Annotated in this window: 22 protein-coding genes; 15 read left to right on the top strand and 7 right to left on the bottom strand. The window is 72.3% G+C overall.

Annotation, left to right across the window (positions count from 1 at the left end):
* Positions 1-42: 42 nt before the first annotated feature.
* Both KO717_RS06030 and KO717_RS06025 read right to left on the bottom strand, forming a co-directional pair.
* Entirely contained in the window at positions 43-1,638 is a 1,596-nt protein-coding gene (locus tag KO717_RS06030; RefSeq protein ID WP_301364823.1) for a M1 family metallopeptidase, read from the bottom strand.
* Positions 1,639-2,012: 374 nt separating this feature from the next.
* Positions 2,013-3,143, bottom strand: a complete 1,131-nt coding sequence (locus tag KO717_RS06025; RefSeq protein WP_301364822.1) for a PASTA domain-containing protein — start codon at positions 3,141-3,143, stop codon at positions 2,013-2,015.
* Positions 3,144-3,420: 277 nt separating this feature from the next.
* Here KO717_RS06025 and KO717_RS06020 point away from each other — a divergent pair, with 277 nt between their 5' ends.
* From KO717_RS06020 to KO717_RS05995, 6 genes are all read left to right on the top strand, one after another.
* On the top strand, positions 3,421-4,284 hold the full coding sequence (locus tag KO717_RS06020; RefSeq protein ID WP_301364821.1) for an SCO6745 family protein: 864 nt from the start codon (positions 3,421-3,423) through the stop codon (positions 4,282-4,284).
* Positions 4,285-4,376: 92 nt separating this feature from the next.
* Positions 4,377-6,851: a Tex family protein gene (locus tag KO717_RS06015; protein WP_301364820.1), complete on the top strand. Its 2,475-nt coding sequence runs from the start codon at positions 4,377-4,379 to the stop codon at positions 6,849-6,851.
* Between the two features lie 281 nt (positions 6,852-7,132).
* Positions 7,133-7,633, top strand: coding sequence for an ImmA/IrrE family metallo-endopeptidase (locus KO717_RS06010; RefSeq protein ID WP_301364819.1), 501 nt, complete (start codon positions 7,133-7,135; stop codon positions 7,631-7,633).
* On the top strand, positions 7,623-8,798 hold the full coding sequence (locus tag KO717_RS06005) for an MAB_1171c family putative transporter (RefSeq protein WP_301364818.1): 1,176 nt from the start codon (positions 7,623-7,625) through the stop codon (positions 8,796-8,798). The genes KO717_RS06010 and KO717_RS06005 overlap by 11 nt, the downstream gene beginning before the upstream one ends.
* A 7-nt stretch (positions 8,799-8,805) precedes the next feature.
* Complete coding sequence (locus KO717_RS06000) at positions 8,806-9,585, top strand: SDR family NAD(P)-dependent oxidoreductase (protein WP_301364817.1); 780 nt, start codon at positions 8,806-8,808, stop codon at positions 9,583-9,585.
* A gap of 101 nt (positions 9,586-9,686) precedes the next feature.
* On the top strand, positions 9,687-10,250 hold the full coding sequence (locus tag KO717_RS05995) for a hypothetical protein (protein WP_301364816.1): 564 nt from the start codon (positions 9,687-9,689) through the stop codon (positions 10,248-10,250).
* Here the strand turns inward: KO717_RS05995 and KO717_RS05990 are convergent.
* A complete protein-coding gene (locus KO717_RS05990; protein ID WP_301364815.1) occupies positions 10,247-11,884 on the bottom strand; it encodes an ABC-F family ATP-binding cassette domain-containing protein in 1,638 nt (545 codons plus the stop codon). The two genes, KO717_RS05995 and KO717_RS05990, sit on opposite strands and share 4 nt — an antisense overlap.
* 100 nt (positions 11,885-11,984) lie before the next feature.
* Between KO717_RS05990 and KO717_RS05985 the strand changes: the two genes are divergently transcribed.
* Entirely contained in the window at positions 11,985-12,956 is a 972-nt protein-coding gene (locus KO717_RS05985; protein ID WP_301364814.1) for a GlxA family transcriptional regulator, read from the top strand.
* Positions 12,957-13,034: 78 nt separating this feature from the next.
* The gene (locus tag KO717_RS05980) at positions 13,035-13,670 is read left to right on the top strand and encodes a DJ-1/PfpI family protein (protein WP_301364813.1); all 636 of its coding nucleotides are present in this window, start codon (positions 13,035-13,037) and stop codon (positions 13,668-13,670) included.
* A 10-nt stretch (positions 13,671-13,680) separates the two neighbouring features.
* On the opposite strand, the gene KO717_RS05975 is transcribed toward KO717_RS05980, so the two are convergent.
* Entirely contained in the window at positions 13,681-14,466 is a 786-nt protein-coding gene (locus KO717_RS05975) for an enoyl-CoA hydratase/isomerase family protein (protein ID WP_301374385.1), read from the bottom strand.
* 87 nt (positions 14,467-14,553) lie between these two features.
* On the opposite strand from KO717_RS05975, the gene KO717_RS05970 reads away from it, so the two are divergent.
* Both KO717_RS05970 and KO717_RS05965 read left to right on the top strand, forming a co-directional pair.
* Positions 14,554-15,243, top strand: a complete 690-nt coding sequence (locus KO717_RS05970) for an HdeD family acid-resistance protein (RefSeq protein WP_437184474.1) — start codon at positions 14,554-14,556, stop codon at positions 15,241-15,243.
* 142 nt (positions 15,244-15,385) lie between these two features.
* Complete coding sequence (locus KO717_RS05965; RefSeq protein WP_390798506.1) at positions 15,386-15,880, top strand: ATP-binding protein; 495 nt, start codon at positions 15,386-15,388, stop codon at positions 15,878-15,880.
* A 57-nt stretch (positions 15,881-15,937) separates the two neighbouring features.
* On the opposite strand, the gene idi is transcribed toward KO717_RS05965, so the two are convergent.
* From idi to KO717_RS05950, 3 genes are all read right to left on the bottom strand, one after another.
* Complete coding sequence (idi, locus tag KO717_RS05960) at positions 15,938-16,537, bottom strand: isopentenyl-diphosphate Delta-isomerase (RefSeq protein WP_301364811.1); 600 nt, start codon at positions 16,535-16,537, stop codon at positions 15,938-15,940.
* A 164-nt stretch (positions 16,538-16,701) separates the two neighbouring features.
* Positions 16,702-18,024 carry a GNAT family N-acetyltransferase gene (locus tag KO717_RS05955; protein ID WP_437184473.1) on the bottom strand — a complete coding sequence of 441 codons (1,323 nt, stop codon included), beginning with the start codon at positions 18,022-18,024 and terminating at the stop codon, positions 16,702-16,704.
* A gap of 410 nt (positions 18,025-18,434) precedes the next feature.
* Positions 18,435-18,572: a hypothetical protein gene (locus KO717_RS05950; RefSeq protein ID WP_301364810.1), complete on the bottom strand. Its 138-nt coding sequence runs from the start codon at positions 18,570-18,572 to the stop codon at positions 18,435-18,437.
* Between KO717_RS05950 and KO717_RS05945 the strand changes: the two genes are divergently transcribed.
* From KO717_RS05945 to KO717_RS05925, 5 genes are read left to right on the top strand one after another with little or no spacing between them, the layout of a single operon-like run.
* Positions 18,549-20,189, top strand: coding sequence for a DUF5941 domain-containing protein (locus KO717_RS05945; protein ID WP_301364809.1), 1,641 nt, complete (start codon positions 18,549-18,551; stop codon positions 20,187-20,189). The genes KO717_RS05950 and KO717_RS05945 overlap by 24 nt on opposite strands.
* The gene (locus KO717_RS05940) at positions 20,186-20,938 is read left to right on the top strand and encodes a phosphocholine cytidylyltransferase family protein (protein ID WP_301364808.1); all 753 of its coding nucleotides are present in this window, start codon (positions 20,186-20,188) and stop codon (positions 20,936-20,938) included. The genes KO717_RS05945 and KO717_RS05940 overlap by 4 nt, the downstream gene beginning before the upstream one ends.
* The gene (locus tag KO717_RS05935) at positions 20,926-21,987 is read left to right on the top strand and encodes an iron-containing alcohol dehydrogenase family protein (protein ID WP_301364807.1); all 1,062 of its coding nucleotides are present in this window, start codon (positions 20,926-20,928) and stop codon (positions 21,985-21,987) included. The genes KO717_RS05940 and KO717_RS05935 overlap by 13 nt, the downstream gene beginning before the upstream one ends.
* The gene (locus KO717_RS05930; protein ID WP_301364806.1) at positions 21,965-22,744 is read left to right on the top strand and encodes a CDP-alcohol phosphatidyltransferase family protein; all 780 of its coding nucleotides are present in this window, start codon (positions 21,965-21,967) and stop codon (positions 22,742-22,744) included. Before KO717_RS05935 ends, KO717_RS05930 begins: the two co-directional genes overlap by 23 nt.
* Positions 22,741-23,625, top strand: a complete 885-nt coding sequence (locus tag KO717_RS05925; protein WP_030010276.1) for a glycosyltransferase family 2 protein — start codon at positions 22,741-22,743, stop codon at positions 23,623-23,625. Before KO717_RS05930 ends, KO717_RS05925 begins: the two co-directional genes overlap by 4 nt.
* Positions 23,626-23,693 lie beyond the last annotated feature (68 nt).

Here is a 23,693-nt window from a genome sequence, read left to right as displayed (position 1 = left end):
CGATGCGGGAGCCCGTGCGCGGTGCGCGGGGCCGAGACGGACTCAGTGCCGGTGGCCGGACCCGGAGCCGGACCCGGAGCCGGACCCGGAGCCGGACCCGGGGCCGTGCCCGGAGCCGTGCTCGGTGTCGTGGATCGTGTTCGTCTCCGCGATCTTCTTCCAGGACCTCGGCTCCGCGGCGGGCTTCGCCGGGGCGGTCTGCTGCGGCGAGCGGGCCGAGGGCTTGGCCGCCGACGGGTTGAGGGCCGAGGCCGCCGGCTTGCCCGGGGTGTAGAGCCAGGTCTCGAAGAGCTGCGCGAGGGGCTTGTTCGAGACCTTCTCGGCGTACCGGACGAAGTCCCCGACCTTGGCGTTGCCGTAGGCCCGCTCGGTCGGCCAGCCCTTCAGGATCTCGAAGAACTTCTCGTCGCCGATCTCGTTGCGCAGCGCCTGCAGGGCGATGCCCCCGCGGTCGTAGACCGCGCCGTGGAACTGGTTCTCCGGACCCGGGTCACCCGGCTTGACCTGCCAGAACGCGTCCTCGGCCGGGCGCAGGGCGTAGGCCCAGTCGGCCAGCTCCTGCGCCGTTCCCTCGCCCTCCTTCTCCGACCACAGCCACTGGCTGTAGCGGGCGAAGCCCTCGTTGATCCAGATGTCCTTCCAGCCCTCGACGGACACGCTGTCGCCGTACCACTGGTGCGCCAGCTCGTGCACGACCACCGAGACGTTGGCCCCGTTGCGGAACTGCCCCGGTCCGTAGAACGGCCGCGTCTGCGTCTCCAGCGCGAAGCCGGCGGTCACGTTCGGCACGTAGCCGCCCAGCGCGTTGAAGGGGTACGGCCCGAAGACCCCCTCCAGCCACTCGGCGACCTCGCCGGTCCGCTCGACGCTCGCGCGGGCCGCTCCCGCGTTGTCGCCGAGGTCCTTGCTGTACGCGTTGAGGATCGGCAGGCCGCTCGCCGTCTTGTCGGTGGTGATGTCGAACTTGCCGACGGCGAGAGTGGCGAGGTAGGTCGCCTGCGGCTTGTTGGAACGCCAGTTGTACCGGGTCCAGCCGAGCCGCGAGGTCTGGGACTGCAGCACGCCGTTGCTGATCGCCTGGGTGCCGTCGGGCACGTTGACCGAGATGTCGAACGTGGCCTTGTCCAGCGGGTGGTCGTTGCTCGGGAACCACCAGACCGCCGAGTCGGGCTCCTGCGCCGCGACCCCGCCGTCGGGCGTGCGCTGCCAGGCCGTCCAGCCGTCCACCTTCAGCTCGGAGGGCTTCCCGGCGTACTTGACGACGACGGACAGCGGGGTGTTGCGCGCCAGCGGCTTCGCCGGGGTGACCTCCAGCTCGTGGGAACCGGACGTGGCGAACTTCGCCTTGACCCCGTTGACCCGGATCTCGCTGACCTGGAGGCCGAAGTCCAGGTTGAAACGGGTCAGGTCCTGCTTGGCGGTGGCCAGCAGGGTGGCCGTGCCTTCCAGCAGATCGGTCTTCGGCTGGTACTGCAGGCGCAGGTCGTAGTGCGACACGTCGTATCCGCCGTTGCCGCTGGCCGGGTAGTAGGGATCGCCGATACCCGGGGCGCCCGAACCCGAACCCGCCGCCGACGCCGGGATCACCAGCAGGAGGGAAGCGGCGAGCACGCTCGGGGCAATGACTTTGCGGTGCACGAATGGCTCCAAGTGGTAGGGGAGACAGATCGGTTCACACGGTGGTCCAAGGCCTTGTCGCTCGACCGTATTCACCCGTGGCGGCTCAGGTCATGTCCATGGCCCCTGCTGTCACACGATCGCCATGTGTCCGAAATTCGTATCCACCGGGTGGGGGCCGCGCCGGGAGCAGGGACCCCCGCCGCTGCACCGGATCCGCCCCGGACGGCCCGGGCGTGTCCGCGAGGAAGACGCCGAACGAGCCGCGGTCCGCTTCCGCTTGGCCGCGGATTGGCCTGAGGCAGTCGGTCCGGGCCTCCTGCGCGAGCTCGCCCCCACGGAAAGACCCCTCCGCCCGGGTGGACGGAGGGGCCGTGACGCCAGGAGTACGAGGGTTACGGGCGCCAGCGGTTCCGATCCGGGCCCTTGCACGTGTACGTCTTCCCGTTCGCGGTGCCGACTGCGCCGGCCGGAGAGCAGAACGAGCCCGGGTGGACCGTCTTCGCGCTGCTGCCGCCCGTCGTGCCGCCCGTCGTGCCGCCCGAGCCGGACGAGTCGTCGTCGCCTGTCGGGCTGCCGGGACGCTTGTAGTCCGGATCATTCGCGGGAATCAGGTACGTGGTGCCCTTCGCGGCCGGGCACTGCTTCACCAGTGAGGCATCGCTCCACTTCCCGAGGTCCAGGCGGACCGTAGTGGTCGACGTGACCTTGGTGTCCTTGTCCGGGGCCTGGAAGCAGACGTGCCACTCCTCGCCGTCCTGCGCGGCCTGCTCCGCCGTAGGGGTGTCCGTGTCCAGGTACACGTCCTCCAGCTTCACCTGCGCCACCGGGACACCCGCCTGCTTGAGATCGGCGACGGCCTTGTTGTACGTGGCGCCCACGACGTTCGGCATCACCGGCCACGGGAGCGCACCGCCGCTCTCCTTCGGGCACGGCTCACCCGTCTGCACCGCCGAGAAGTCCACGCTCCTCTTCCCACCGGCGCCGCCGGCCTGATCGCCGACCTTCTGGAAGCAGACGGTCCAGTTCCCGGTCACCAGCACGTTACGGGACTGGTCCGACGCATCCCGCACGCCCACCGCGTACCCGGCCGCCTCCGCACCCTGCCGCGCGTCGGCCAGGCCCTTGCCCGTGAAGTCCACGAGCTGTGGCAGCGCCTTCCCCGCCGCTTCCTCCGGAGCCTTCGAGGGGGAGGGCGGCGGCGCGGCAGCCGACTTCGCCCCGGGCTCGTCCTTCACCGGGTGGGCGACCGCCGCGACCATCGCGCACAGCATGAGCGCGCCCACGGTGGCGACGATCCGCAGCCACACCTGCCACGGATGCCGGAGCCCCTTCGTGGTGACCCAGACCATGGCCATCGAGGCGAACATGGCCAGGACGCCCAGCGATTCCACCACCGCCATGAGGACGGCTGCCGCGCCGATGAACCCGAAACGGGCCCCGCCGGTCTGCCACCACGGCCGCACCGGTACCGGCGGCGGAGCGTACGGATAAGGGGGCTGGGGCTGGGGCTGGCCGTAGGCCACGCGCACTCCTCGCTCGAAACAGTCGACACCTCGTCGACTGCCGGATGTTGCCGAGATGGCCGGGTACGGCCGGACCCGCGCGAAACGACGCGAAACGCGGACCCGTGAACGAGCGTGACCCCACGTTCGCCCGGCACCGCCGGACCCGTCCGGCGCCTACCCCGCACGCTACATACGCCCCGGCGCTGGCGAGGGCGAATCCCCATCACCGGGTGAGACCCGGGCCACCCGGCTCTGCCCCTACCCGGCATACCGAACAGTCGGTAACCTGCCGTGCATGACGCTTCCCCTGCTCGCCGCCCGTCGCTGTTGGCATGCTGCGATCAACCCGCTGCACGCGACGATCTACTTCTCGCCGGATCTCGGCAAGGAGCTCGCCACCCTCGGGATCAAGGACCCGGTCGCCGTCAACCTCGCGAGCCGTTCCGCCGCCATGGGCGCCGTCGGCCCCGGCACGGTGACCGCCACGTTCTACAACTACCGCCACGACCTGATCGCCCGGCACCTGCCGGCCGTGTGGGACACCGCCACGCCCGAGCAGGTCCTCGCCGCCCGGCTGCGGGCCGCCGACAGCACCCTGCGCCGGCTCCTCGGGCCCGAGACCGTCGGCTCGCCCGAGATCGCCGAGGCCGCCGACCTGGCCATGCTCGCCACCGAGGCCTGCACCCGGCACGCGCGCACGCTCTACGCCGCCCACGCCGACCTCCCCGTCCCCGACGCACCGCACCTGCGCCTGTGGCACGCCACCACCCTGCTGCGCGAGCACCGCGGCGACGGCCACCTCGCCGCCCTGCTCCTCGCGGGCCTGGACCCGGTGGAGGCCCTGATCAGCCACACCGCCACCGGCCGCGGCATGTCCGCGAAGTGGATCAAGGCCATCCGCGGCTGGGAGCAGTCCGACCTGGACGCCGCGACCGAGCGGCTGCGCGAGCGCGGCATCCTCGACGCCGACGGCGAGCTCACCGACGAGGGCAAGGCCGTGCGCGAACGCCTGGAGGCGGACACCGACCGCCTCGACGCGGCCCCGTACGAGCACCTGGGCGAGGAGGGGCTGGCCCGGCTCGCCGAACTCGGCGGCGTCTTCGTCACGAAGGCGATAGGCGCCGGGGCCTTCCCGCGCGACCTCTTCGGCCGGGCCTGACCACCGGGCGGGCAGGGTTCCCGCCGTCCGCCACCGCCACCTGCCACAATTGGCAGCCTTCCAGTGCAAACGAAGGCAGGCGGGACCCGATCGTGACGACGTCCATCGAAGGCAGGATCGCCGAGGAGCTCGGCGTACGGGAGCGGCAGGTCAAGGCCGCCGTCGAGCTGCTCGACGGCGGCTCCACCGTGCCGTTCATCGCGCGCTACCGCAAGGAAGCGACCGAGATGCTCGACGACGCCCAGCTGCGCACCCTCGAGGAGCGGCTGCGGTATCTGCGGGAGCTGGAGGACCGCCGCGCGGCGGTCCTGGACTCCGTACGGGAGCAGGGCAAGCTCACCGACGAACTGGCGGCGCGGATCGCCGCGGCCGACACCAAGGCCCGGCTGGAGGACATCTACCTGCCCTTCAAGCCCAAGCGGCGCACCAAGGCGCAGATCGCCCGCGAGGCCGGTCTGGAGCCGCTCGCCGAGGGCCTGCTCGCCGACCCGTCGGTGGAACCGGCCGCCGCCGCGGCCGCGTTCGTCGACGCCGACAAGGGCGTCGCCGACCCGGCGGCCGCCCTGGAGGGTGCCCGCGCCATCCTCACCGAGCGGTTCGGCGAGGACGCCGACCTGATCGGTGAGCTGCGCGAGCGCATGTGGGGCCGCGGCCGGCTCGCGGCGAAGGTCCGTGAGGGCAAGGAGGAGGCGGGCGCCAAGTTCGCCGACTACTTCGACTTCGCCGAGCCGTTCACCGCGCTGCCCTCGCACCGCGTCCTCGCCATGCTGCGCGGCGAGAAGGAGGACGTCCTCGACCTCACCCTGGAGCCGGAGGAGCCTCGCGAGGAGCCGGGCCCGTCCACGTACGAGGGCATGATCGCCCGCCGCTTCGGCGTCAGCGACCGCGGCCGCCCCGGCGACAAGTGGCTGGCCGACACCGTCCGCTGGGCCTGGCGTACGAAGATCCAGGTGCACCTCGGCATCGACCTGCGGATGCGGCTGCGCCAGGCCGCCGAGGACGAGGCGGTACGGGTCTTCGCGTCGAACCTGCGCGACCTGCTGCTCGCGGCCCCCGCCGGCACCCGGGCGACGCTCGGCCTGGACCCGGGCTTCCGTACCGGCGTGAAGGTCGCCGTCGTGGACGCGACCGGCAAGGTCGTGGCCACGGACGTGATCTACCCGCACGTGCCCGCCAACAAGTGGGACGAGTCCCTCGCCAAGCTCGCCCGGCTGGCGAAGGAGCACGCCGTCGAGCTGGTCGCCATCGGCAACGGCACGGCCTCCCGCGAGACCGACAAGCTGGCCGGGGACCTCATCACGCGCCACCCGGAGCTGAAGCTCACCAAGGTGATGGTCTCGGAGGCGGGCGCCTCCGTGTACTCGGCCTCCGCCTTCGCCTCGCAGGAACTGCCGGACATGGACGTGTCGCTGCGCGGCGCGGTCTCCATCGCCCGCCGCCTGCAGGACCCGCTCGCCGAGCTCGTCAAGATCGACCCCAAGTCGATCGGTGTCGGCCAGTACCAGCACGACCTGTCCGAGGTGAAGCTCTCGCGCTCGCTCGACGCGGTCGTCGAGGACTGTGTGAACGGCGTCGGAGTGGACGTCAACACCGCCTCCGCGCCCCTGCTTTCGCGGGTGTCGGGCATCAGCGGCGGCCTCGCCGAGAACATCGTGGCCCACCGCGACGCCAACGGCCCCTTCCGCAGCCGCAAGGGGCTCAAGGACGTGGCCCGGCTCGGCCCGAAGGCGTACGAGCAGTGCGCGGGCTTCCTGCGGATCCGCGGCGGGGACGACCCGCTGGACTTCTCCAGCGTGCACCCCGAGGCCTATCCGGTGGTCCGGGGCATGGCGAAGACGGCGGGCAGCGAGGTGGCGGCCCTGATCGGCAACTCCGGCGTGCTGCGCTCGCTGCGGCCCGAGCAGTTCGTCACCGAGGCCTTCGGTCTGCCCACCGTCACGGACATCCTGCGCGAGCTGGAGAAGCCGGGCCGTGACCCGCGCCCCGCCTTCAAGACGGCCACCTTCAAGGAGGGCGTCGAGAAGATCGGCGACCTGGCTCCCGGGATGATCCTGGAGGGCGTGGTCACCAACGTGGCCGCCTTCGGCGCCTTCATCGACATCGGCGTCCACCAGGACGGGCTGGCCCACGTCTCGGCGCTGTCGAAGAACTTCGTCAAGGACCCCCGGGACGTGGTCAAGCCGGGCGACATCGTCCGCGTGAAGGTCATGGACGTGGACATCCCGCGCAAGCGGATCTCGCTGACCCTGCGGCTGGAGGACGAGGCCGGGGCGGAGCGCGGCGCGGGCGCTCCCCGGCAGCGCGAGGACCGGCGGGGCGGCGGCGGTGGCGGCGGTGGCCGTCCGCCGCAGCAGCGCGGTGGGTCCGGAACCCGCGAGGGCGGCCGCAACCAGGGCCAGGGCGAACGCGGCCAGGGCCGTCAGGGCGAGCGCGGCCAGGGCGGCCAGGGCGGCGGCCAGGGTCGTCGGCAGGGCGGCGGCAGCGCCCCCGCCCCCGCCAACAGCGCGATGGCCGACGCCCTGCGCCGTGCGGGCCTCACCGCCCCCGAGGAGCGCCGCAAGAAGTAGGAGCCGTCAGGAGCCGTCATGGGTGTCTTGCAGCCACCCGGCGTGTGCCGGTCTTCGTCCGGAGTGGCCGAATAGCTTCCCCACCAGGGGACTTGCCTTGCCAACTCCCGTACAAGATCTGTAGGCATGGTGGAACGCCCGTTCGTCACTCGGCGGACGGGCTTCCGCGTTTTTCCCTCAGGACCGCATTCCCCGAGGCCGCCTCGAAGGCACAGGACGTCATGCCCATGCCCACACACGCCTACCACCGTTGCCCCGGAAAGGGTCCGAAGAGGGATCACATGCCCCACCGGCAACTCAGCATCCGCAAGAGGTGCGAGCAGATTCTCGGCCATCTGGATCTGACCCACCCCTTCTCCCTCGACGACCTGTGCCGACGGATGGCCGAGCGCCGCGGCCGCCCCATCCGGCTCCATCCGCTCCCCAAGGAAGCGGCGGAGTCCGGAGTCTGCGGACTGTGGGTGGGCACGGCCAGCGTCGACTACGTCTTCTACGAGGCGCAGACCACCCCGCTGCACCGGGAGCACATCGTCCTCCACGAACTGGGCCACATCCTCTTCGGCCACCACTCCCTCGAAGGGGAGGAGACCGACGGGAACGCCCCCGTGGTGCTCGGGCGCACCAACTACACCACCCGCCAGGAGCAGGAGGCGGAGATGCTCGCCAGCATGATCCGCATCCGCACGGCGAACGCCGGCCCTCGGTCCGCGAACGGCGCGCGCGGCACCCTGGCCCGGCTGGAGTCCGCCATGGGATACGAGCGGGGCAACGATGGCAGCTGACCTGACCGCCTTCGGCAACTGGCTCGCCGTCCCCAGCGTGGTGTGCCTGTGGACCGCCGTCCTGCTCCGCGCCCCCGGAGCCCTGCGCTCCCCCCAGCAGCGCGGCCTGTGGCTGGCCGTCGCCACCGCCGCCGCCGCGATGACCCTCAACCTCCCGGACGTCGTCTCGTACGCGATGAGCCGCGGTCCGGGCTACGCCCACACCATCGGCCTCGTCCGCAACCTCATCGGGGTGCTGTCGGCCGGCGCCGTCCTCTACTTCGTGGCCGCCACCACCCGTGGCCGCCGGCTCCAGCTCACCGCCTGCGTCGCCACCGTGGCCTGGCTCGGCGCCCTCCTCGCCCTGGACGTGGCCGCGCCCGGCCACGGCACGCACACCATGCCGCCGGCCGGCGACCCGGTGCCCTCCTTCGCGTACTGGCTCGTGCTGATCTCCGCGCACGTGACCGCCAACATCGTCTGCGTGGGCCTGTGCTCGCGCTACAGCCGCCGTACCGAGAGCCGCGGCCTGGCCGCCGGCCTGCGGCTGTTCGGCCTCGGCACCGCGCTCGCCGGGCTGTTCTGGCTGGCGTACCTGCTCAAGGCCCTGTTCGGCAGCACCTGGGCGATGCCCGCCCTCCCGCTGCTCATGAACCTGCACGGCCTGCTGCGCGCCGCCGCGATCCTGGTGCCCACCCTGTTCACCCTCCGGCGCACCTGCGCCGACATCGCCACCGCCTGGCGGCTGTGGCCGCTGTGGCGCGACCTGGTGGAAGCGGTGCCGCACGTGGCGCTCAACAAGCCGCGCGCCTGGCGGGTGATGGAGCTGCTGTGGCCGCCGGTCCCGCGCAACCTGCTCGTGTACCGCAAGGTCATCGAGACGCGCGACGCGATCCTGATCCTGGGCGAGTACGTGGCCCCCGGCGCCCTGGAACAGGCCCGCGGCCAGGTCACCGGACACGGGGTCCCCGAACAGCGGGCCACCGCCGCCGCGCTGGCCCGCGTACTGAAGGAGGCCCGGCAGGCCAAGCTCGACGGAGCGACCGGGCAGCCGGGCGAGGCGGCCGCGCTGGAACTGCCCGCCGCGATCCACACCTCGCAGGAGGGCGGGGACCTGGCGGACGAGGCCCGGTTCCTCGTCGACGTCGCCCAGGCGTACGCCGCGCCCGCCACCACAAGGAAGTGAAAGAGTCTTGACCACCGTACTGATCACCGGCGCCAGTGCCGGACTGGGCGCGGCCTTCGCCCGCGGCTTCGCCGCCAAGGGCTGCGACCTGGTCCTCGTCGCCCGCGACAAGGAACGGCTCGACGCCGTCGCCGCCGGACTGGCCCGGGAGTACGGCACCGCGTCCGAGGTGCTGCCCGCCGACCTGCTGGACCCGGCGGACTGCGCGGCCGTCTCCGAGCGGCTCGCCGACCCGGCCCGGCCCGTGGACATCCTGGTCAACAACGCGGGCTTCGGGCTGCCCGCGCCGTTCCCGTACAGCCCGGTCGACGACGAGGAACGCATGCTGGACCTGCTGGTCAAGGTCCCGCTCCGGCTCACCCACGCCGTACTGCCGGGCCTGCGCGCACGCCGCCGGGGCGCGGTCCTCAACGTCTCCTCGGTGGCCGGACTCCTGCCGACCGGGACCTACGGGGCCGCCAAGGCCTGGATCACCGCCTTCAGCGAGTCTCTGCGGGTGGACATGGCGCCGTACGGGGTCCGGGTGCTCGCCGTGGTCCCCGGCTTCACCCGCACCGAGTTCCAGGAGCGCGCCGGGATGGACGTCAGCGCGCTGCGCGACGCCGTCTGGCTGGAGCCGGAGGCCGTGGTCGCGCAGGCCCTGAAGGACCTCGCCCTGCGCCGCCCGGTGAGCATCACCGGCCGCCGCTACCGCGCGTACGCCCTCGCCGCCCGCCACCTGCCGCGCACGTTCGTGGCCGCCCGGATGGCCCGCAAGCGCCGGCCGCCGGCGGACCGGGAGGCCTGAGCGGGCCCTGTCCCCGGGTACCGGGGCCGTCGCGAGGGACCGGAACCGGCGATCTCGCGCAGGCCCACCCGTGCGGCGCGGTCGTGGGAGATCATGTCCGGGTGATTGTCGACCCGCACTTCGACGGCGACCGCGTCCGCCTTCCGGAACACGACGGCGCGCTGCCCGACGCCGCGCCCGGAGGCGTGCTGCACGCGTCGGCCGTCCAGGAGGCCGACCCGGCGGCCGTTCCGCCGGAGATCCGCACCCGCTCGGGGGAGATCGTCTTCGTGACGTCCGCCCTGAGGACGGAACTGGAGCGGTTCTGCACCGACAACGGGATCCCGGTGCGCTCGCGGCCCGACGTCTGGGGCGATCTGCTCGAACCGTTCCTCGACACCGAGTTCGACCGCCGGCACCGGGCGGCGACCCTGGACCGGCTGGCCGCCGCCGGGGTCGACGCCACCGAGGCGGCTGCGATCCGGAAGCGGGTCCGGCCGCTCATGGCGGCCTACAACTCCGTTCACCAGGACTGGTTCCACCTCGGCCTCGCCGACCTCCTCGACGCGGCAGGCTCCGACCTCGTGCCCGGGGAACTCCGCATCCCGCCCGGGGACATGCGGGCCTTCCGCGCCTGGGCCACGGACATCGCGACCCGCCCGGACCGGCCTGCGGACACGGCCTAGAGCTCGGTGACCCTGCCGCCGGAGACCTCCAGGCGGCGGGTCACGTGCACCGCGTCCAGCATCCGGCGGTCGTGCGTGACCAGCAGGAGGGTGCCCTCGTAGGCGTCGAGGGCGGCCTCCAACTGCTCGATCGCCGGCAGGTCGAGGTGGTTCGTCGGCTCGTCCAGGACCAGCAGGTTCACCCCGCGGCCCTGGAGCAGGGCCAGCGCCGCACGGGTGCGCTCGCCCGGGGAGAGGGTGGCCGCCGGGCGCAGGACGTGCGCCGCCTTCAGGCCGAACTTGGCCAGCAGGGTGCGGACCTCGGCCGGCTCGGTCTCGGGGACCGCCGCGCAGAAGGCCTCGAGCAGCGGTTCGTCGCCGAGGAACAGGCCGCGGGCCTGGTCCACCTCGCCGACCAGGACGCCGGAGCCGAGGGTGGCGGAGCCGGAGTCCGGGGCCAGCCGGCCCAGCAGGACGGCGAGCAGCGTCGACTTGCCGGCGCCGTTGGCCCCGGTGATCGCCACCCGGTCCGCCCAGTCGATCTGCAGACTGGCCGGGCCGAAGGAGAAGTCCCCGCGCTTGACCGAGGCCTCGCGCAGGGTGGCCACCACCGCGCCGGAGCGCGGGGCCGCCGCGATCTCCATGCGCAGCTCCCACTCCTTGCGGGGCTCGTCGACGACCTCCAGCCGCTCGATCGCCCGCGCCGTCTGACGGGCCTTGGCGGCCTGCTTCTCGCTCGACTCGCCCCGCAGGTTCTTGCCGATCTTGTCGTTGTCGGAGGCCTTGCGGCGGGCGTTGCGCACGCCCTTGTCCATCCAGTTGCGCTGCATCTGCGCCCGGCCTTCGAGGGCCGACTTCTTGCCCGCGTACTCCTCGAACTCCTCGCGGGCGTGGTTGCGGGCGCGCTCGCGCTCCTCCAGGTAGGAGTCGTAGCCGCCGCCGTAGAGGTTGATCTGCTGCTGGGCGAGATCCAGTTCGAGGACCTTGGTGACCGTCCGGGTCAGGAACTCGCGGTCGTGGCTGATCACGACCGTGCCGGCCCGCAGCCCCTTGACGAACCGCTCCAGCCGCTCCAGACCGTCCAGGTCCAGGTCGTTGGTGGGCTCGTCGAGGAGGAAGACGTCGTAGCGGGAGAGGAGGAGCGAGGCGAGGCCCGCGCGGGCCGCCTGACCGCCGGAGAGCGCCGTCATGGGGAGGTCGAGACCGACGGCGAGGCCGAGCTCGTCGGCGACCTCCTGGGCGCGCTCGTCGAGATCGGCGCCGCCGAGGTCGAGCCACAGGTCCAGCGCGGTCGCGTACGCGTCGTCCGCGCCCGGCGTTCCGTCCACCAGACCCTGCGTCGCCGCGTCGAGCTCGGCCTGCGCGGCCGCCACACCCGTACGGCGGGCCAGGAACTCCCGGACCGACTCCGCGGGCCGGCGCTCCGGCTCCTGCGGGAGGTGGCCGACGGCCGCTCCGGGCGGGGAGAGCCGCAGCTCCCCGGTCTCGGGGGTGTCCAGCCCGGCGAGCAGCCGCAGCAGGGTGGACTTCCCGGCGCCGTTCACGCCGACGAGGCCGATGACGTCGCCGGGGGCGACGACGAGGTCGAGATCGGCGAAGAGGGTGCGCTCACCGTGCGCGGCGGTGAGCTTCTTGGCGACGAGGGTTGCAGTCATGATGTGCCGATCCTATCCGCGCGCGGAGCGCACCCGGCATGGCCGGATAGGTGGGAAGCGCGTCATTGCGGCCATCACGTGGGCGGAACACCATGAAGCCATGTCGTCATCGCCGCGCACCGTCCTCGTCCTCCTCTACGACGGGGTCCAGAGCCTGGACGTGACCGGGCCGGTGGAGGTGTTCGCCGCGCTCGACCGCTTCCCGGGGCGCGCCGGATACGCGATCCGGACGGTTTCTCCCGCAGGAGAGCCCGTCCGCACCAGCAGCGGGCTGACGCTGGTGCCGGACGGGGAGCTGGCGAGTGCCCGGCCGGGACCCGGGACCACGGTCCTGGTGCCCGGGGGACAGTTCTCGGGGGACTTCGAGCCCCGGCTCACCGACTGGCTCCGTGCCCACGGGGGTGGCGCGGAGCGCCTGGTCTCCGTGTGCACGGGAGGCCTGCTACTGGCCGAGGCCGGGCTCCTGGACGGGCGGCGGGCGACGACGCACTGGTACGCCTGCGAGCGGATGGCGCGGGACTACCCGGCCGTCGCCGTCGAGCCGGACCCGATCTACGTACGGGACGGACCGGTGGCCACCTCGGCCGGGGTCACGGCGGGCATCGACCTCGCCCTCGCGCTGGTGGAGGAGGACCACGGGCAGGACGTCGCCCTGACGATCGCCAGGCACCTGGTGGTGTTCCTGCGCAGGCCCGGCAACCAGGCACAGTTCAGCGCGCACCTGGCCGCCCAGACGGCCCGCCGGGACCCGCTGCGGGACGTGCAGCAATGGATCGCCGAGCACCCGGGGGAGCAGCTGGGCGTCGAGCACCTCGCCGCCCGGGCCCGGCTCTCACCGCGGCACTTCGCGCGGGCCTTCCAGGCGGAGACCGGGGTCACGCCCGGCCGGTACGTCGAACGGGTCCGGGTGGACCACGCGCGGCGGCTGCTGGAGGAGAGCGGGGAAGGGATCGCACAGATCGCCCGGGCCTGCGGGTACGGGAACCCGGAGGCCCTGCGCCGGGCCTTCGTACGCACCCTCGGCCAGCCGCCCGCCGAGTACCGCCGCCGTTTCGGCACCGCCCGTCCCTGAGGGCCGGCGGCGCTCCGAGAAGCTAGAGCCGCCCCACCGGGGGCGGAGTCCTGTCCCGACCATCGCTCCGGAGGAGCCATGCAGATCGCCGTACTGCTCTACGACCACTTCACCGCCCTCGACGCCATCGGGCCCTTCGACACCCTCGGCCGGCTGACCGACGCCGAGGTCGTCTTCGTCTCCGAGCGGCCGGGACCCGTACGGACCGACAACGGGGCGCTCGCGCTCGTCGCCGACAAGGGGCTCGACGAGGTCTCCCGGCCCGACATCGTCATCGTGCCCGGCGGGCCGCATCCCGAGCGGGAGATGGCCAACCCCGTGGTCCTGGACTGGCTGCGCACGGTCGACGCCACCACCACCTGGACCACCTCGGTGTGCACCGGATCCCTGCTGCTCGCCGCCGCCGGGCTGCTCGACGGCCGGCGGGCCACCAGTCACTGGCTGTACCTGGACAAGCTCGCGAAGCACGGGGCCGAGCCCACCGGTGAGCGCGTGGTGTTCGACGGGAAGTACGTCACCGCCGCCGGGGTGTCCTCCGGGATCGACATGGGGCTCACCCTGCTCGGCCGGATCGCCGGGGACGACTTCGCCCAGGCCGTGCAGCTGATGACCGAGTACGACCCCCAGCCGCCCTACGACGCCGGCTCGCCGGACAAGGCCCCGGCGGCTCTCGTCGAGATGCTGCGGGGAACGGCGTTCCCGGCTGCCGGCTGACGGCCGGCCGTCACGGAGCCGGGGTCCACGTGAAGCGCGGAGCCCGGCGCTCCAGGAACGCGGCGACCCCCTCCGCGGTGTCCTCGCTCCCAGCCGCCTGCTCCTCCCAGTACGCGTCCCGGTCGGTCCGGCCGTCCGCGAACTCCTTGGCCGCCGCCTGCGTCAGCTGGGAGCGCGAGGCCAGGATCCGGGTGAACTCGGCGACCCGCTTGTCCAGTTGCCCGGTCGGCAGCAGCTCGTTCAGGAACCCGGCGCGCAGCGCCGTCTCCGCGCCGATCAGCTCGGCGGAGAAGAGGAGGTATTTGGCCCAGGCCGGGCCGACCAGGCTCGCCAGCCGGCGGGTGGAGGACGCGGGGTAGACGATGCCCAGCCTGGCCGGGGTCACTCCGAAGGAGGCGCCCTCCTCGGCGAAGCGCAGGTCGCAGGCGGCCGCGAGCTGGCTGCCGCCACCCACGCAGAAGCCGCGGATCGCCGCCAGCGTGGGCTTGGGGAAGGCGGCCAGCGCCTCCTCGGCGGCCACGGCCAGGGCCCGCGGGTCCGCGGCCTCCCCGGAAGCCCTGGCTTCCCCGGGCTCCGCCGCGTCCCCGGTCAGCGAGGAGATGTCGGCGCCCGCGCAGAAGGTCGGCCCGGCTCCGGTCAGCACGAGCACCCGTACCGCCGGGTCGTCCGCCAGGTCCGCCACCAGCCCCGGGAGCGCGCGCCACATGGCGGCGGTCATGGCGTTGCGCTTGGCGGGGTGCGAGATGACGATCGTGGCCACCCCGTCGGCGACCGTGTGCAGGAGGGTTGCATCCATGGCTGCGTCCATGCGCCGGATGCTATCCCGGGCGGTCATACCTATGATCAAGGGAGTCCGTCGGGGGTGCGAGGAGGTGGCACGTCCATGGGCGCAGACCGTGCAGACGGTGCACACGGTACGGGGACCCAGGCCGGGGGCCAGGAACCGCAGCGGGAGAAGAAGAAGCTCAACCGCAGCTTCGCGCTGATGACGGCGCTCGGGGTGATCCTGGTGCTGGCCGGTCTGGTCGGTCTGGTCTACACGGGCCTGGCCACGCTCACCTCGATGTTCCTCTTCGGCTGGCTGCTGCTGATCGGCGGTGTGGTGGGCCTGCTGCAGGCCGTGCAGTGGCGCAGGAGCAACTACTTCTGGCTCGCCGTCGTCGTCGCCGCGATCAACCTGGCCGCGGGCTTCGTGATCCTGCGCCGTCCCGAGGCGAGCGCCGAGGCACTGACCATGTTCGCCGCGCTGCTCTTCCTCACGGGCGGGGTGTTCCGGCTGGTCGGGGCGCTGGTGGTGCGCGGTGCCAATTTCGGGCTCGCGGTCGTCCAGGGCGCCTTCGGGATCCTGCTGGGCTTCCTGATCCTCTCCAACTGGCCCGGCAACAGTCTGTACGTGATCGGAACCTTCTTCTCCCTCGCCCTGCTGTTCGACGGGCTGAGCCTGGTGGCCATGGGCATGGGCTCCCGCCGCATCCTGGGGCTGGTCAGGGAGGACGAGGCTCCGGCGGCGGCGGCCGCGGGGGACGGGCCGGGAGAGACGGCCGGGAAGCGTCCGACAGAAGATCAGGAATAGTCGAACAACTGACTCTGTCATACGCCAGTGGTCAGAATGTGTCCGATAGACGCTGACTTCTGGTCAGCGGTCGGGTCCGGACCAGCCCGTTCCCCACTCTTGTCGCGTGGAGACGATCGAGCGTGAAGACGGGGGACGGAACATGGACGTCAGCGGGAGTGTCCCGCAGGCCAAGGCGGGTGAGGCAGAGGCTCCGGCCGACCCCCTCGCCTACGAGGGTGTGTGGAGGTTCACCGCGCCCGCGGTTGAAGAATCCGTTCCGCAGGCCCGCCGTGCGGTCAGGGACCTGCTCGGGCGCCAGGGGGTGCCGGCCCATCAGGACCTCGTGTACTCCCTGCTCCTGATCGTCTCCGAGCTGGTGACGAACTCGGTCCGGCACGCCGCTCTGCTCTCGCCGGAGGTCGCGGTCGAGGTCGCGATCGGCCGTGAGTGGGTGCGGGTGGCCGTCGAGGACAACCACCCCTACCGCCCCAAGGCACTGGAGGCCGACTTCGGTCAGACCGGCGGCCGGGGCCTGCTCCTGGTCCGGGAGATCACCCTGGAGGCCGGCGGGGTCTGCGACGTCGAGCACACCTCGACCGGCGGCAAGGTGATCTGGGCGGCCCTGCCGCTCACCGCCCCGCCGACCGCAGGCTGAGCGGCGGCCGGCGACGCGGCGGCCGGCGCTCGGCCGGACGGCGGGACGGTGTACGGGCTACCAGCCCGCCGCGTCGCCGGTCAGCTCGCGGATCGCGGGCCGCGCCGCGTCCAGCACGGTCATGAACCAGGCCGAGAACGGCACCTCGGCGTGCCGCTTCGCCAGCTCCCCGGCGGTGACGAAGGCGGTGTCCTCGACCTCCTCCGGATCCGGCCGCACGACCGTCTGCGCGAGTCCCACGAAGAGGTGATTGAACTCCTGCTCCACCAGACCCGACGCGGGGTCCGGGTGGTTGTAGCGCACCGTCCCCGCCTGCGCGAGCAGCGAGGGCGACAGGCCCAGCTCCTCATGGGTCCGCCGGGCCGCGGCCGCGAACGGAGACTCCCCGGGATAGGGGTGACCGCAACAGGTGTTCGACCAGACGCCGGGGGAGTGGTACTTCCCGAGGGCCCGCTGCTGGAGCAGCAGACGGCCCTGCTCGTCGAAGAGGAACACGGAGAACGCCCGGTGCAACAGCCCGGGCGCCTGATGGGCGGAGAGCTTCTCCGCCGTGCCGATGGTGTTGCCGGCCTCGTCGACCAGTTCGAGCATGATCGGTTCTTGAGTACCGGTGCCGTTGGACGCGCTGTTCGCGGCGGTGGCTGGTGTGGTCGGCATACCCATCCTTCGCTTCGGACTTCGGCCTTCAGTCTGCCGTACAAAAGAGGCTTGTCCCCACTTCGGACATCCACGCATGTCCGCCCCCCGTCGCGTGCTACGCGCCGGGGGGCGGATCACCTCACGTCTCGCTCACGTGTCACTCACATGACCTCGTGTGCGGCTCAGACTCCGAACGGGGCCGGATATCTGATCGTTCCCGCCGGGACCGGACGGGAATCATCCAGCACCAGCGCCATCACGGCTTCGTCGGGGACCTCGAAGGGGGCCCGGATACCGAAGTACGACGCCGGGACGAAACCGAAGCGCGGGTAGTACTCCGGGTGCCCCAGGACGAGGACCAGTTGCTCCCCGCGCTCCCGGGCCGCCGCGAGCAGGGCCCGTACGACCGAGCTGCCCGCGCCCGAGCGCTGCAGCGCGGGATCGGCCGCCACCGGGGCGAGGGCGAGCGCCGGTGAGCCGTCGACCTCGCAGCGGGTCAGCAGGGCGTGCGCCGCCACCGAACCGTCCGGGGCCTCGGCCACGTACGACAGCCCGGGCAGCCACGAGCCGTCGGCGCGCAGCGCGTCCACGAGGTCGGCCTCCAGCGGAGTCCCGAAGGCCGCCAGGTTGATCTCCCGGACCGCGGCCGCGTCGGCCACGGCCTCCGGCCGGGCGGGCCAGGCGTCGCCGTCCCCGGCGCTCACCGGGCGCAGGACGTAGCCCGTGTACCCGTACTCGTGCCCGTGGCGGGCCCGTACGTCGAGCTCCTCGCGCGTCGCGGCCAGGGCCCGCGCCATCGCCGGGCCGCCGGCTGCGGCCAAGGAACGGACCCGCTCGGCGAGCGGGCCGTAGTACTCGGCCCAGTCGGAGTCGGGCAGCTCGTGCACGCCGAGCACCTGGTACCCGGCGGCCTGGGCGGCCGCGAGGTTGCCGGCGGTGGTGCGCAGTGCGTAGTGCGGGTCCCAGAAGGCGCGGGCGCCCGCGGACGGATCGGGGACCGTCCACCCGCACTCGGTCAGGACGAGGGTGCCGCCCGGGGCGAGCAGCCGCTTCCACCGCGCGAGCGCGGCGTCGAAGCCGAGGATGTAGGCGGAGCCCTCCGCCCAGACGAGGTCGAAGGAGCCGTCCTCGAAGTCCTCGCCGGTCAGTGCGCCCATGTCCGCCTCGATCGTGCGGACCCGGTCGGCGAGGCCGCGGGCCGCGGCGGCCGTGCGGAGCTCGTCGAGGAAGGGGGCGTGCAGGTCGACGGCGGTCACCTCGGCGCCGGTGCCGGACGCGGCCGCCTCGGCGGCGAGCAGCAGCGCGCTGCGGCCCGGGCCGCACCCCAGGTCGAGGACGCGCGGCCGCTCGGGCAGCGGTCCGCACAGGGACAACAGGTGGCGGGTGCTCGCGTCGGAGCCCGGAGCCTGCCGGGGCAGGCCGTGGTGCAGGGCGAAGAAGGCGTGCGTGAAGTCGTCGACGCCCTCGGGATCGGAGGAATCGTCGAAGGAATTGCTGTCGGTCAACGTGAACCCTTGGAACGGGGGCTCCGGCCGACGAGGCCCAGCTGTGTGATCAGGCCCGGCCGGATGCCCGGAAGGAAGGGGAGATGCACCGGAGTTCGCTGCGCATGGCCGCGAGCACTACGACGGTCATCAACCCACCTCTTTCCACTCGACACGTCCAGGGGCGTGTCCACCGTAACATCCGGGCCGTTTGTGGTACCGCGCCGTGATCGTCAATGATGATCGGAACCCGGCCCGAGGCCCGAATATTCGGCTTATCAGGGCGTAAACGGGTGGTGAACCCCTGCTTCCATTCATCCGATAGCCTCTGCCGACGTGCCGCCGCCCCATGAGGGCGCGCGTTCGGAATCCGTTACAAGGAGTGAGTTCGTCTGCCGACCGTCATCCTCACCGGCCTGCCGGTCCCCGGATCACCGCTCGCGGACGAGCTGCGCTCCCTCGGCTTCGACGTCCGCCCGGCCGCCGGTCCCCAGGACGCCGCCGCCGCGCTGGCGGGCGTACCCGCCGACCAGCGGGTGGCCGTCGTGGACAGCGCCTTCGTCGGGCACGTGCACGCGCTGCGCCTCGCACTGACCGACCCGCGCTTCGACGCCTGCGCCGTGACCGGTGCCCTCGCCGTCCAGGCCGGAGCCCGCGGGGCCCTCGACAAGGCTGCCGCCGAGGCCGCCGCGGGCACCGACGGGGCCGGCCCGTACGCCGACCGGCTCGCCGCCGCCGTCGAGGCCGCCGGGACCACCGTCCAGCGCCCCGAACTGGGCACGCTCGTCGCCGCGGTCCCCGCCGGCCCTGCCGAGCGCGACGCGGCGACCGCCGCCGTCGCCGCCGTCGACGACGAGGCCGTACGCCTGCGGACCGCCGTGAAGTCCCGCGACGGCTTCTTCACCACCTTCTGCATCAGCCCCTACTCGCGCTACATCGCCCGCTGGTGCGCGCGCCGCGGCCTGACCCCGAACCAGGTCACCACCGCCTCGCTGATCACCGCGCTCGTCGCGGCCGGCTGCGCGGCCACGGGCGAGCGCTGGGGCTACGTGGCGGCCGGGGTGCTGCTCCTCGTCTCCTTCGTGCTGGACTGCACCGACGGGCAGCTCGCCCGCTACTCGCTCCAGTACTCGACGATGGGTGCCTGGCTCGACGCCACCTTCGACCGCGCGAAGGAGTACTCCTTCTACGCGGGCCTCGCCCTCGGCGCGGCCAGGAACGGCGACGACGTCTGGGCCCTGGCCGTCGGCTCCATGATCCTGATGACCTGCCGGCACGTCGTGGACTTCTCCTTCAACGAGGCCAACCACGACGCCACCGCCAACACGAGTCCCACGGCCGCCCTCTCCGGCCGGCTCGACAGCGTCGGCTGGACCGTGTGGGTCCGCCGGATGATCATCCTCCCGATCGGTGAGCGCTGGGCGATGATCGCGGTCCTGACCGCCTTCACCACCCCCCGGATCGTCTTCTACGCCCTGCTGATCGGCTGCGCCTTCGGCGCGCTCTACACCACCGCCGGCCGGGTCCTGCGTTCCCTGACGCGCAAGGCCACCCGCACCGACCGGGCGGCCCAGGCGCTGGCCGACCTGGCCGACTCCGGCCCGCTCGCCGAGCTCCAGGCCCGCCTGCTCCGCGGCCGCGCCGGGTCCTTCGGCTCCGTGTACGTGGCGGCCCTCGGCACGCTGGTGATGATCGCGGGCGCCGTGTTCCTGCCCTTCGGCGACCCGCGGCTGATCGCCGTCGCGGTGATCTACGTCATGGCGGCCGGCCTCGCCGTCGCCGCACCCCTCAAGGGCGCCCTGGACTGGCTCATCCCGCCGCTGTTCAGGGCCGCCGAGTACACCACCGTGCTGGTCCTCGCGATGAAGGCGGACGTCCCCGGGGCCCTCCCGGCGGCATTCGGCCTGATCGCGGCGGTCGCCTACCATCACTACGACACGGTGTACCGCATCCGCGGCGGCACCGGCGCGCCCCCGCACTGGCTGGTGCGGACGATCGGCGGCCACGAAGGCCGGGTCCTGCTGATCACGGCCCTGGCGGCCGTCCTCGTATCGCGCGAAGCGGACTTCCCCGTCGCGCTCACGGCCGTGGCCGTGTTCGTGGCACTCGTGGTGCTCGTGGAGAGCATCCGATTCTGGGTCTCCTCCGGAGCACCCGCCGTACATGACGAAGGAGAACCAGCATGATCGGCCTTGTACTCGCTGCCGGTGCCGGACGCCGTCTGCGTCCCTACACCGACACCCTGCCCAAGGCGCTCGTGCCGGTCGGCCCCGAGGGTGACGAGGAGAGCCTGACGGTTCTCGACCTGACCCTGGGCAACTTCGCCGAGGTCGGCCTGACCGAGGTCGCCATCGTCGTCGGCTACCGCAAGGAAGCCGTGTACGCCCGCCGCGAGGCCCTGGAGGCCAAGTACGGCGTCAAGATCACGCTGATCGACAACGACAAGGCCGAGGAGTGGAACAACGCCTACTCCCTGTGGTGCGCGCGTGAGGTCCTCAAGCAGGGTGTGATCCTCGCCAACGGCGACACCGTCCACCCGGTCTCGGTCGAGCGCACCCTGCTCGCCGCCCGCGGCAGCGGCCAGAAGATCATCCTCGCCCTCGACACGGTCAAGAACCTGGCCGACGAGGAGATGAAGGTCGTCACCGCCGAAGGGAAGGGCGTCCAGAAGATCACCAAGCTCATGGACCCCGCCGACGCCACCGGCGAGTACATCGGTGTCACCCTCATCGAGCCCGAGGCCGCCGAGCAGCTCGCCGAGGCGCTGAAGACCACCTTCGAGCGGGACCCCGACCTCTACTACGAGGACGGCTACCAGCAGCTCGTCAACGACGGCTTCACCATCGACGTGGCCCCCATCGGCGACGTGAAGTGGGTCGAGATCGACAACCACGACGACCTCGCCAAGGGCCGGACGATCGCATGCCAGTACTGACGAGGCTCATCCCCTCGCCCGTCGTCGTCGACATCAGTCGCGGGGCGATGGACGACCTGGCCGGCCTCCTGGCCGACCAGCGGATCTCCGCCTCCGGCAAGCTGGCCATCGCGATCAGCGGCGGCTCCGGCGTGGCGCTGCGCGCCAAGCTGGAGCCGGTGCTGCCGCACGCCGACTGGTACGCGGTCGTCGACGGCACCATCGACTCCGCGGTCAAGCTGGCCGACGACATAAAGGGCCGCCGCTACGACGCCGTCGTGGGCCTGGGCGGCGGCAAGATCATCGACGTGGCCAAGTACGCCGCGGCGCGGGTCGGGCTGCCCATGGTGGCCGTCGCCACCAACCTCTCGCACGACGGCATCTGCTCGCCGGTGTCCATCCTGGACAACGACAACGGCCGCGGTTCCTACGGTGTGCCGACGCCGATCGCCATGGTGATCGACCTCGACGTGATCAAGGAAGCCCCGGTCCGGTTCATCCGCGCCGGCATCGGTGACGCGATCTCCAACATCTCGGCGATCGCCGACTGGGAGCTCTCGCACAAGATCAACGGTGAGCCCGTCGACGGCCTGGCCGCCGCCATGGCCCGTACCGCCGGCGAGTCCGTGCTGCGCCACCCCGGCGGATGCGGCGACGACGAGTTCCTCACCGTGCTCTCCGAAGCGCTGGTGCTCTCCGGCATCGCCATGTCGATCAGCGGGGACTCCCGCCCGTCGTCCGGTGCCTGCCACGAGATCAGCCACGCCTTCGACCTGCTCCACCCGGGACGCTCCGCGCTCCACGGCGAGCAGGTCGGCATCGGCGCCGCCTTCGCGATGCACCTGCGCGGGGCCACCGAGCAGTCCGGCCTCTTCGCCGAGGTGCTGCGCCGGCACGGCCTGCCGGTCGGACCCGAGGAGATCGGCTTCAGCGTCGACGAGTTCGTCGCGGCCGTCGAGTACGCCCCCCAGACCCGCCCGGGACGCTTCACGATCCTGGAGCACCTCAACCTGTCCGCCGCCGAGATCAGGGACGCTTACGCCGACTATGTCAAGACCATCCGTAGCTGAACTGAGGCCCGTCGTCCACCCTGCGGGCGTCAAGGACCGGGTCAGCGGCGAGCACTGGGGCGGGCGCCTCTACATGCGCGAGATCTCCCTGCGCATCACCCGCGTCCTGGTCACCACCAAGGTCACGCCGAACCAGCTGACCTACCTGATGACCCTGGCCGGCGTCCTCGCCCTCCCGGCCCTGCTGGTGCCGGGCGTCTGGGGTGCCGTCCTCGGCGTGATCGCGGTCCAGATGTACCTGCTGCTCGACTGCGTCGACGGCGAGGTCGCCCGCTGGAAGAAGCAGTTCTCGCTCTCCGGCGTGTACCTGGACCGGGTCGGCGCCTACCTGTGCGACGCCGCGGTCCTGGTCGGCTTCGGCCTGCGTGCCGCCGACCTGTGGGGCCCCGGCGGCGCCGACTGGCTGTGGGCCTTCCTGGGCACCCTGGCCGCGCTCGGCGCCATCCTGATCAAGGCCGAGACCGACCTGGTCGGCGTCGCCCGCCACCAGGCCGGCAAGCCCGTGGTCAAGGACGCGGCCGCCGAGCCGCGCGCGAAGGGCATGGCGCTCGCCCGCAGGGCCGCCGCCGCGCTCAAGTTCCACCGCCTGATCCTCGGCATCGAGGCCTCGCTGCTCATCCTGGTGCTGGCCGTCGTGGACCAGATCCAGGGCGACCTGTACTGGTCCCGGGTCGGGGTCGCCGTGCTGGCCGCCATCGCGATGCTCCAGACCGTGCTGCACCTGGTGTCCATCCTCGCCTCCAGCAGGCTCAAGTGAGTGCCCCGCTGCGGCTGGGCGCCGTGATCATCACCATGGGCAACCGGCCCGACGAGCTCAAGGCGCTCCTCGACTCGGTGGCCCGCCAGGACGGAGCCCCCGTCGACGTGGTCGTCGTGGGCCAGGGCGTGCAGGTCACCGGCCTGCCCGAGGGCGTCCGCAGCATCGACCTGCCCGAGAACCTGGGTATCCCGGGCGGGCGCAACGTCGGAATCGAGGCCTTCGGCCCCGGCGGCAGCGACGTGGACGTGCTGCTCTTCCTGGACGACGACGGTCTCCTGGAGCGCACCGACACCGCCGAGCTGTGCCGGCAGGCCTTCGCCGAGGACCCCGCGCTCGGGATCATCAGCTTCCGGATCGCCGATCCGGAGACCGGTGTGACCCAGCGCCGGCACGTGCCGCGGCTGCGCGCCTCCGACCCGATGCGCTCTTCGCGCGTGACCACCTTCCTGGGCGGCGCCAACGCCGTCCGCACGACGGTGTTCGAGCAGGTCGGAGCGCTGCCGGGGGAGTTCTTCTACGCGCACGAGGAGACCGATCTGGCCTGGCGGGCGCTCGACGCAGGGTGGCTGATCGACTACCGGTCGGACATGGTGCTGCTGCACCCGACAACTGCCCCCTCCCGGCACGCGGTCTACCACCGTATGGTGGCTCGTAACCGGGTGTGGCTCGCCCGCCGCAACCTGCCCGCCCCGCTGGTCCCGGTCTACCTGGGCGTCTGGCTCCTGCTGACGCTCGTACGCAGGCCGTCGGCACCCGCGCTCAAGGCCTGGTTCGGCGGTTTCCGGGAGGGGTGGACCACTCCCTGCGGACCCCGCCGCCCGATGAGATGGCGAACGGTCTGGCGGTTGACCCGGCTGGGCCGACCTCCTGTCATCTGACCAGCCCGCGTCTGGGAACATGACGCGATCACGGGCCTCGAGCCACCAGCCTGATGCCCACCTGGCCG

This window comes from Streptomyces xanthophaeus, from assembly GCF_030440515.1.
Lineage (GTDB): Bacteria > Actinomycetota > Actinomycetes > Streptomycetales > Streptomycetaceae > Streptomyces > Streptomyces kutzneri.
Note: the sequence above shows the minus strand (reverse complement) of the source record. Positions and strands in the feature narration are given on the sequence as shown.

Bases quoted from the DNA above. Each gene is read 5' to 3' on its own strand.
- KO717_RS06020 (WP_301364821.1), top strand. From the start codon at position 3,421: ATGACGCTTCCCCTGCTCGCCGCCCGTCGCTGTTGGCATGCTGCGATC.
- KO717_RS06010 (WP_301364819.1), top strand. From the start codon at position 7,133: ATGCCCCACCGGCAACTCAGCATCCGCAAGAGGTGCGAGCAGATTCTC.
- KO717_RS06005 (WP_301364818.1), top strand. From the start codon at position 7,623: ATGGCAGCTGACCTGACCGCCTTCGGCAACTGGCTCGCCGTCCCCAGC.
- KO717_RS05990 (WP_301364815.1), bottom strand. From the start codon at position 11,884: ATGACTGCAACCCTCGTCGCCAAGAAGCTCACCGCCGCGCACGGTGAG.
- KO717_RS05985 (WP_301364814.1), top strand. From the start codon at position 11,985: ATGTCGTCATCGCCGCGCACCGTCCTCGTCCTCCTCTACGACGGGGTC.
- KO717_RS05980 (WP_301364813.1), top strand. From the start codon at position 13,035: ATGCAGATCGCCGTACTGCTCTACGACCACTTCACCGCCCTCGACGCC.
- KO717_RS05975 (WP_301374385.1), bottom strand. From the start codon at position 14,466: ATGGATGCAACCCTCCTGCACACGGTCGCCGACGGGGTGGCCACGATC.
- KO717_RS05970 (WP_437184474.1), top strand. From the start codon at position 14,554: ATGGGCGCAGACCGTGCAGACGGTGCACACGGTACGGGGACCCAGGCC.
- KO717_RS05965 (WP_390798506.1), top strand. From the start codon at position 15,386: ATGGACGTCAGCGGGAGTGTCCCGCAGGCCAAGGCGGGTGAGGCAGAG.
- idi (WP_301364811.1), bottom strand. From the start codon at position 16,537: ATGCCGACCACACCAGCCACCGCCGCGAACAGCGCGTCCAACGGCACC.
- KO717_RS05940 (WP_301364808.1), top strand. From the start codon at position 20,186: ATGATCGGCCTTGTACTCGCTGCCGGTGCCGGACGCCGTCTGCGTCCC.
- KO717_RS05935 (WP_301364807.1), top strand. From the start codon at position 20,926: ATGCCAGTACTGACGAGGCTCATCCCCTCGCCCGTCGTCGTCGACATC.
- KO717_RS05930 (WP_301364806.1), top strand. From the start codon at position 21,965: ATGTCAAGACCATCCGTAGCTGAACTGAGGCCCGTCGTCCACCCTGCG.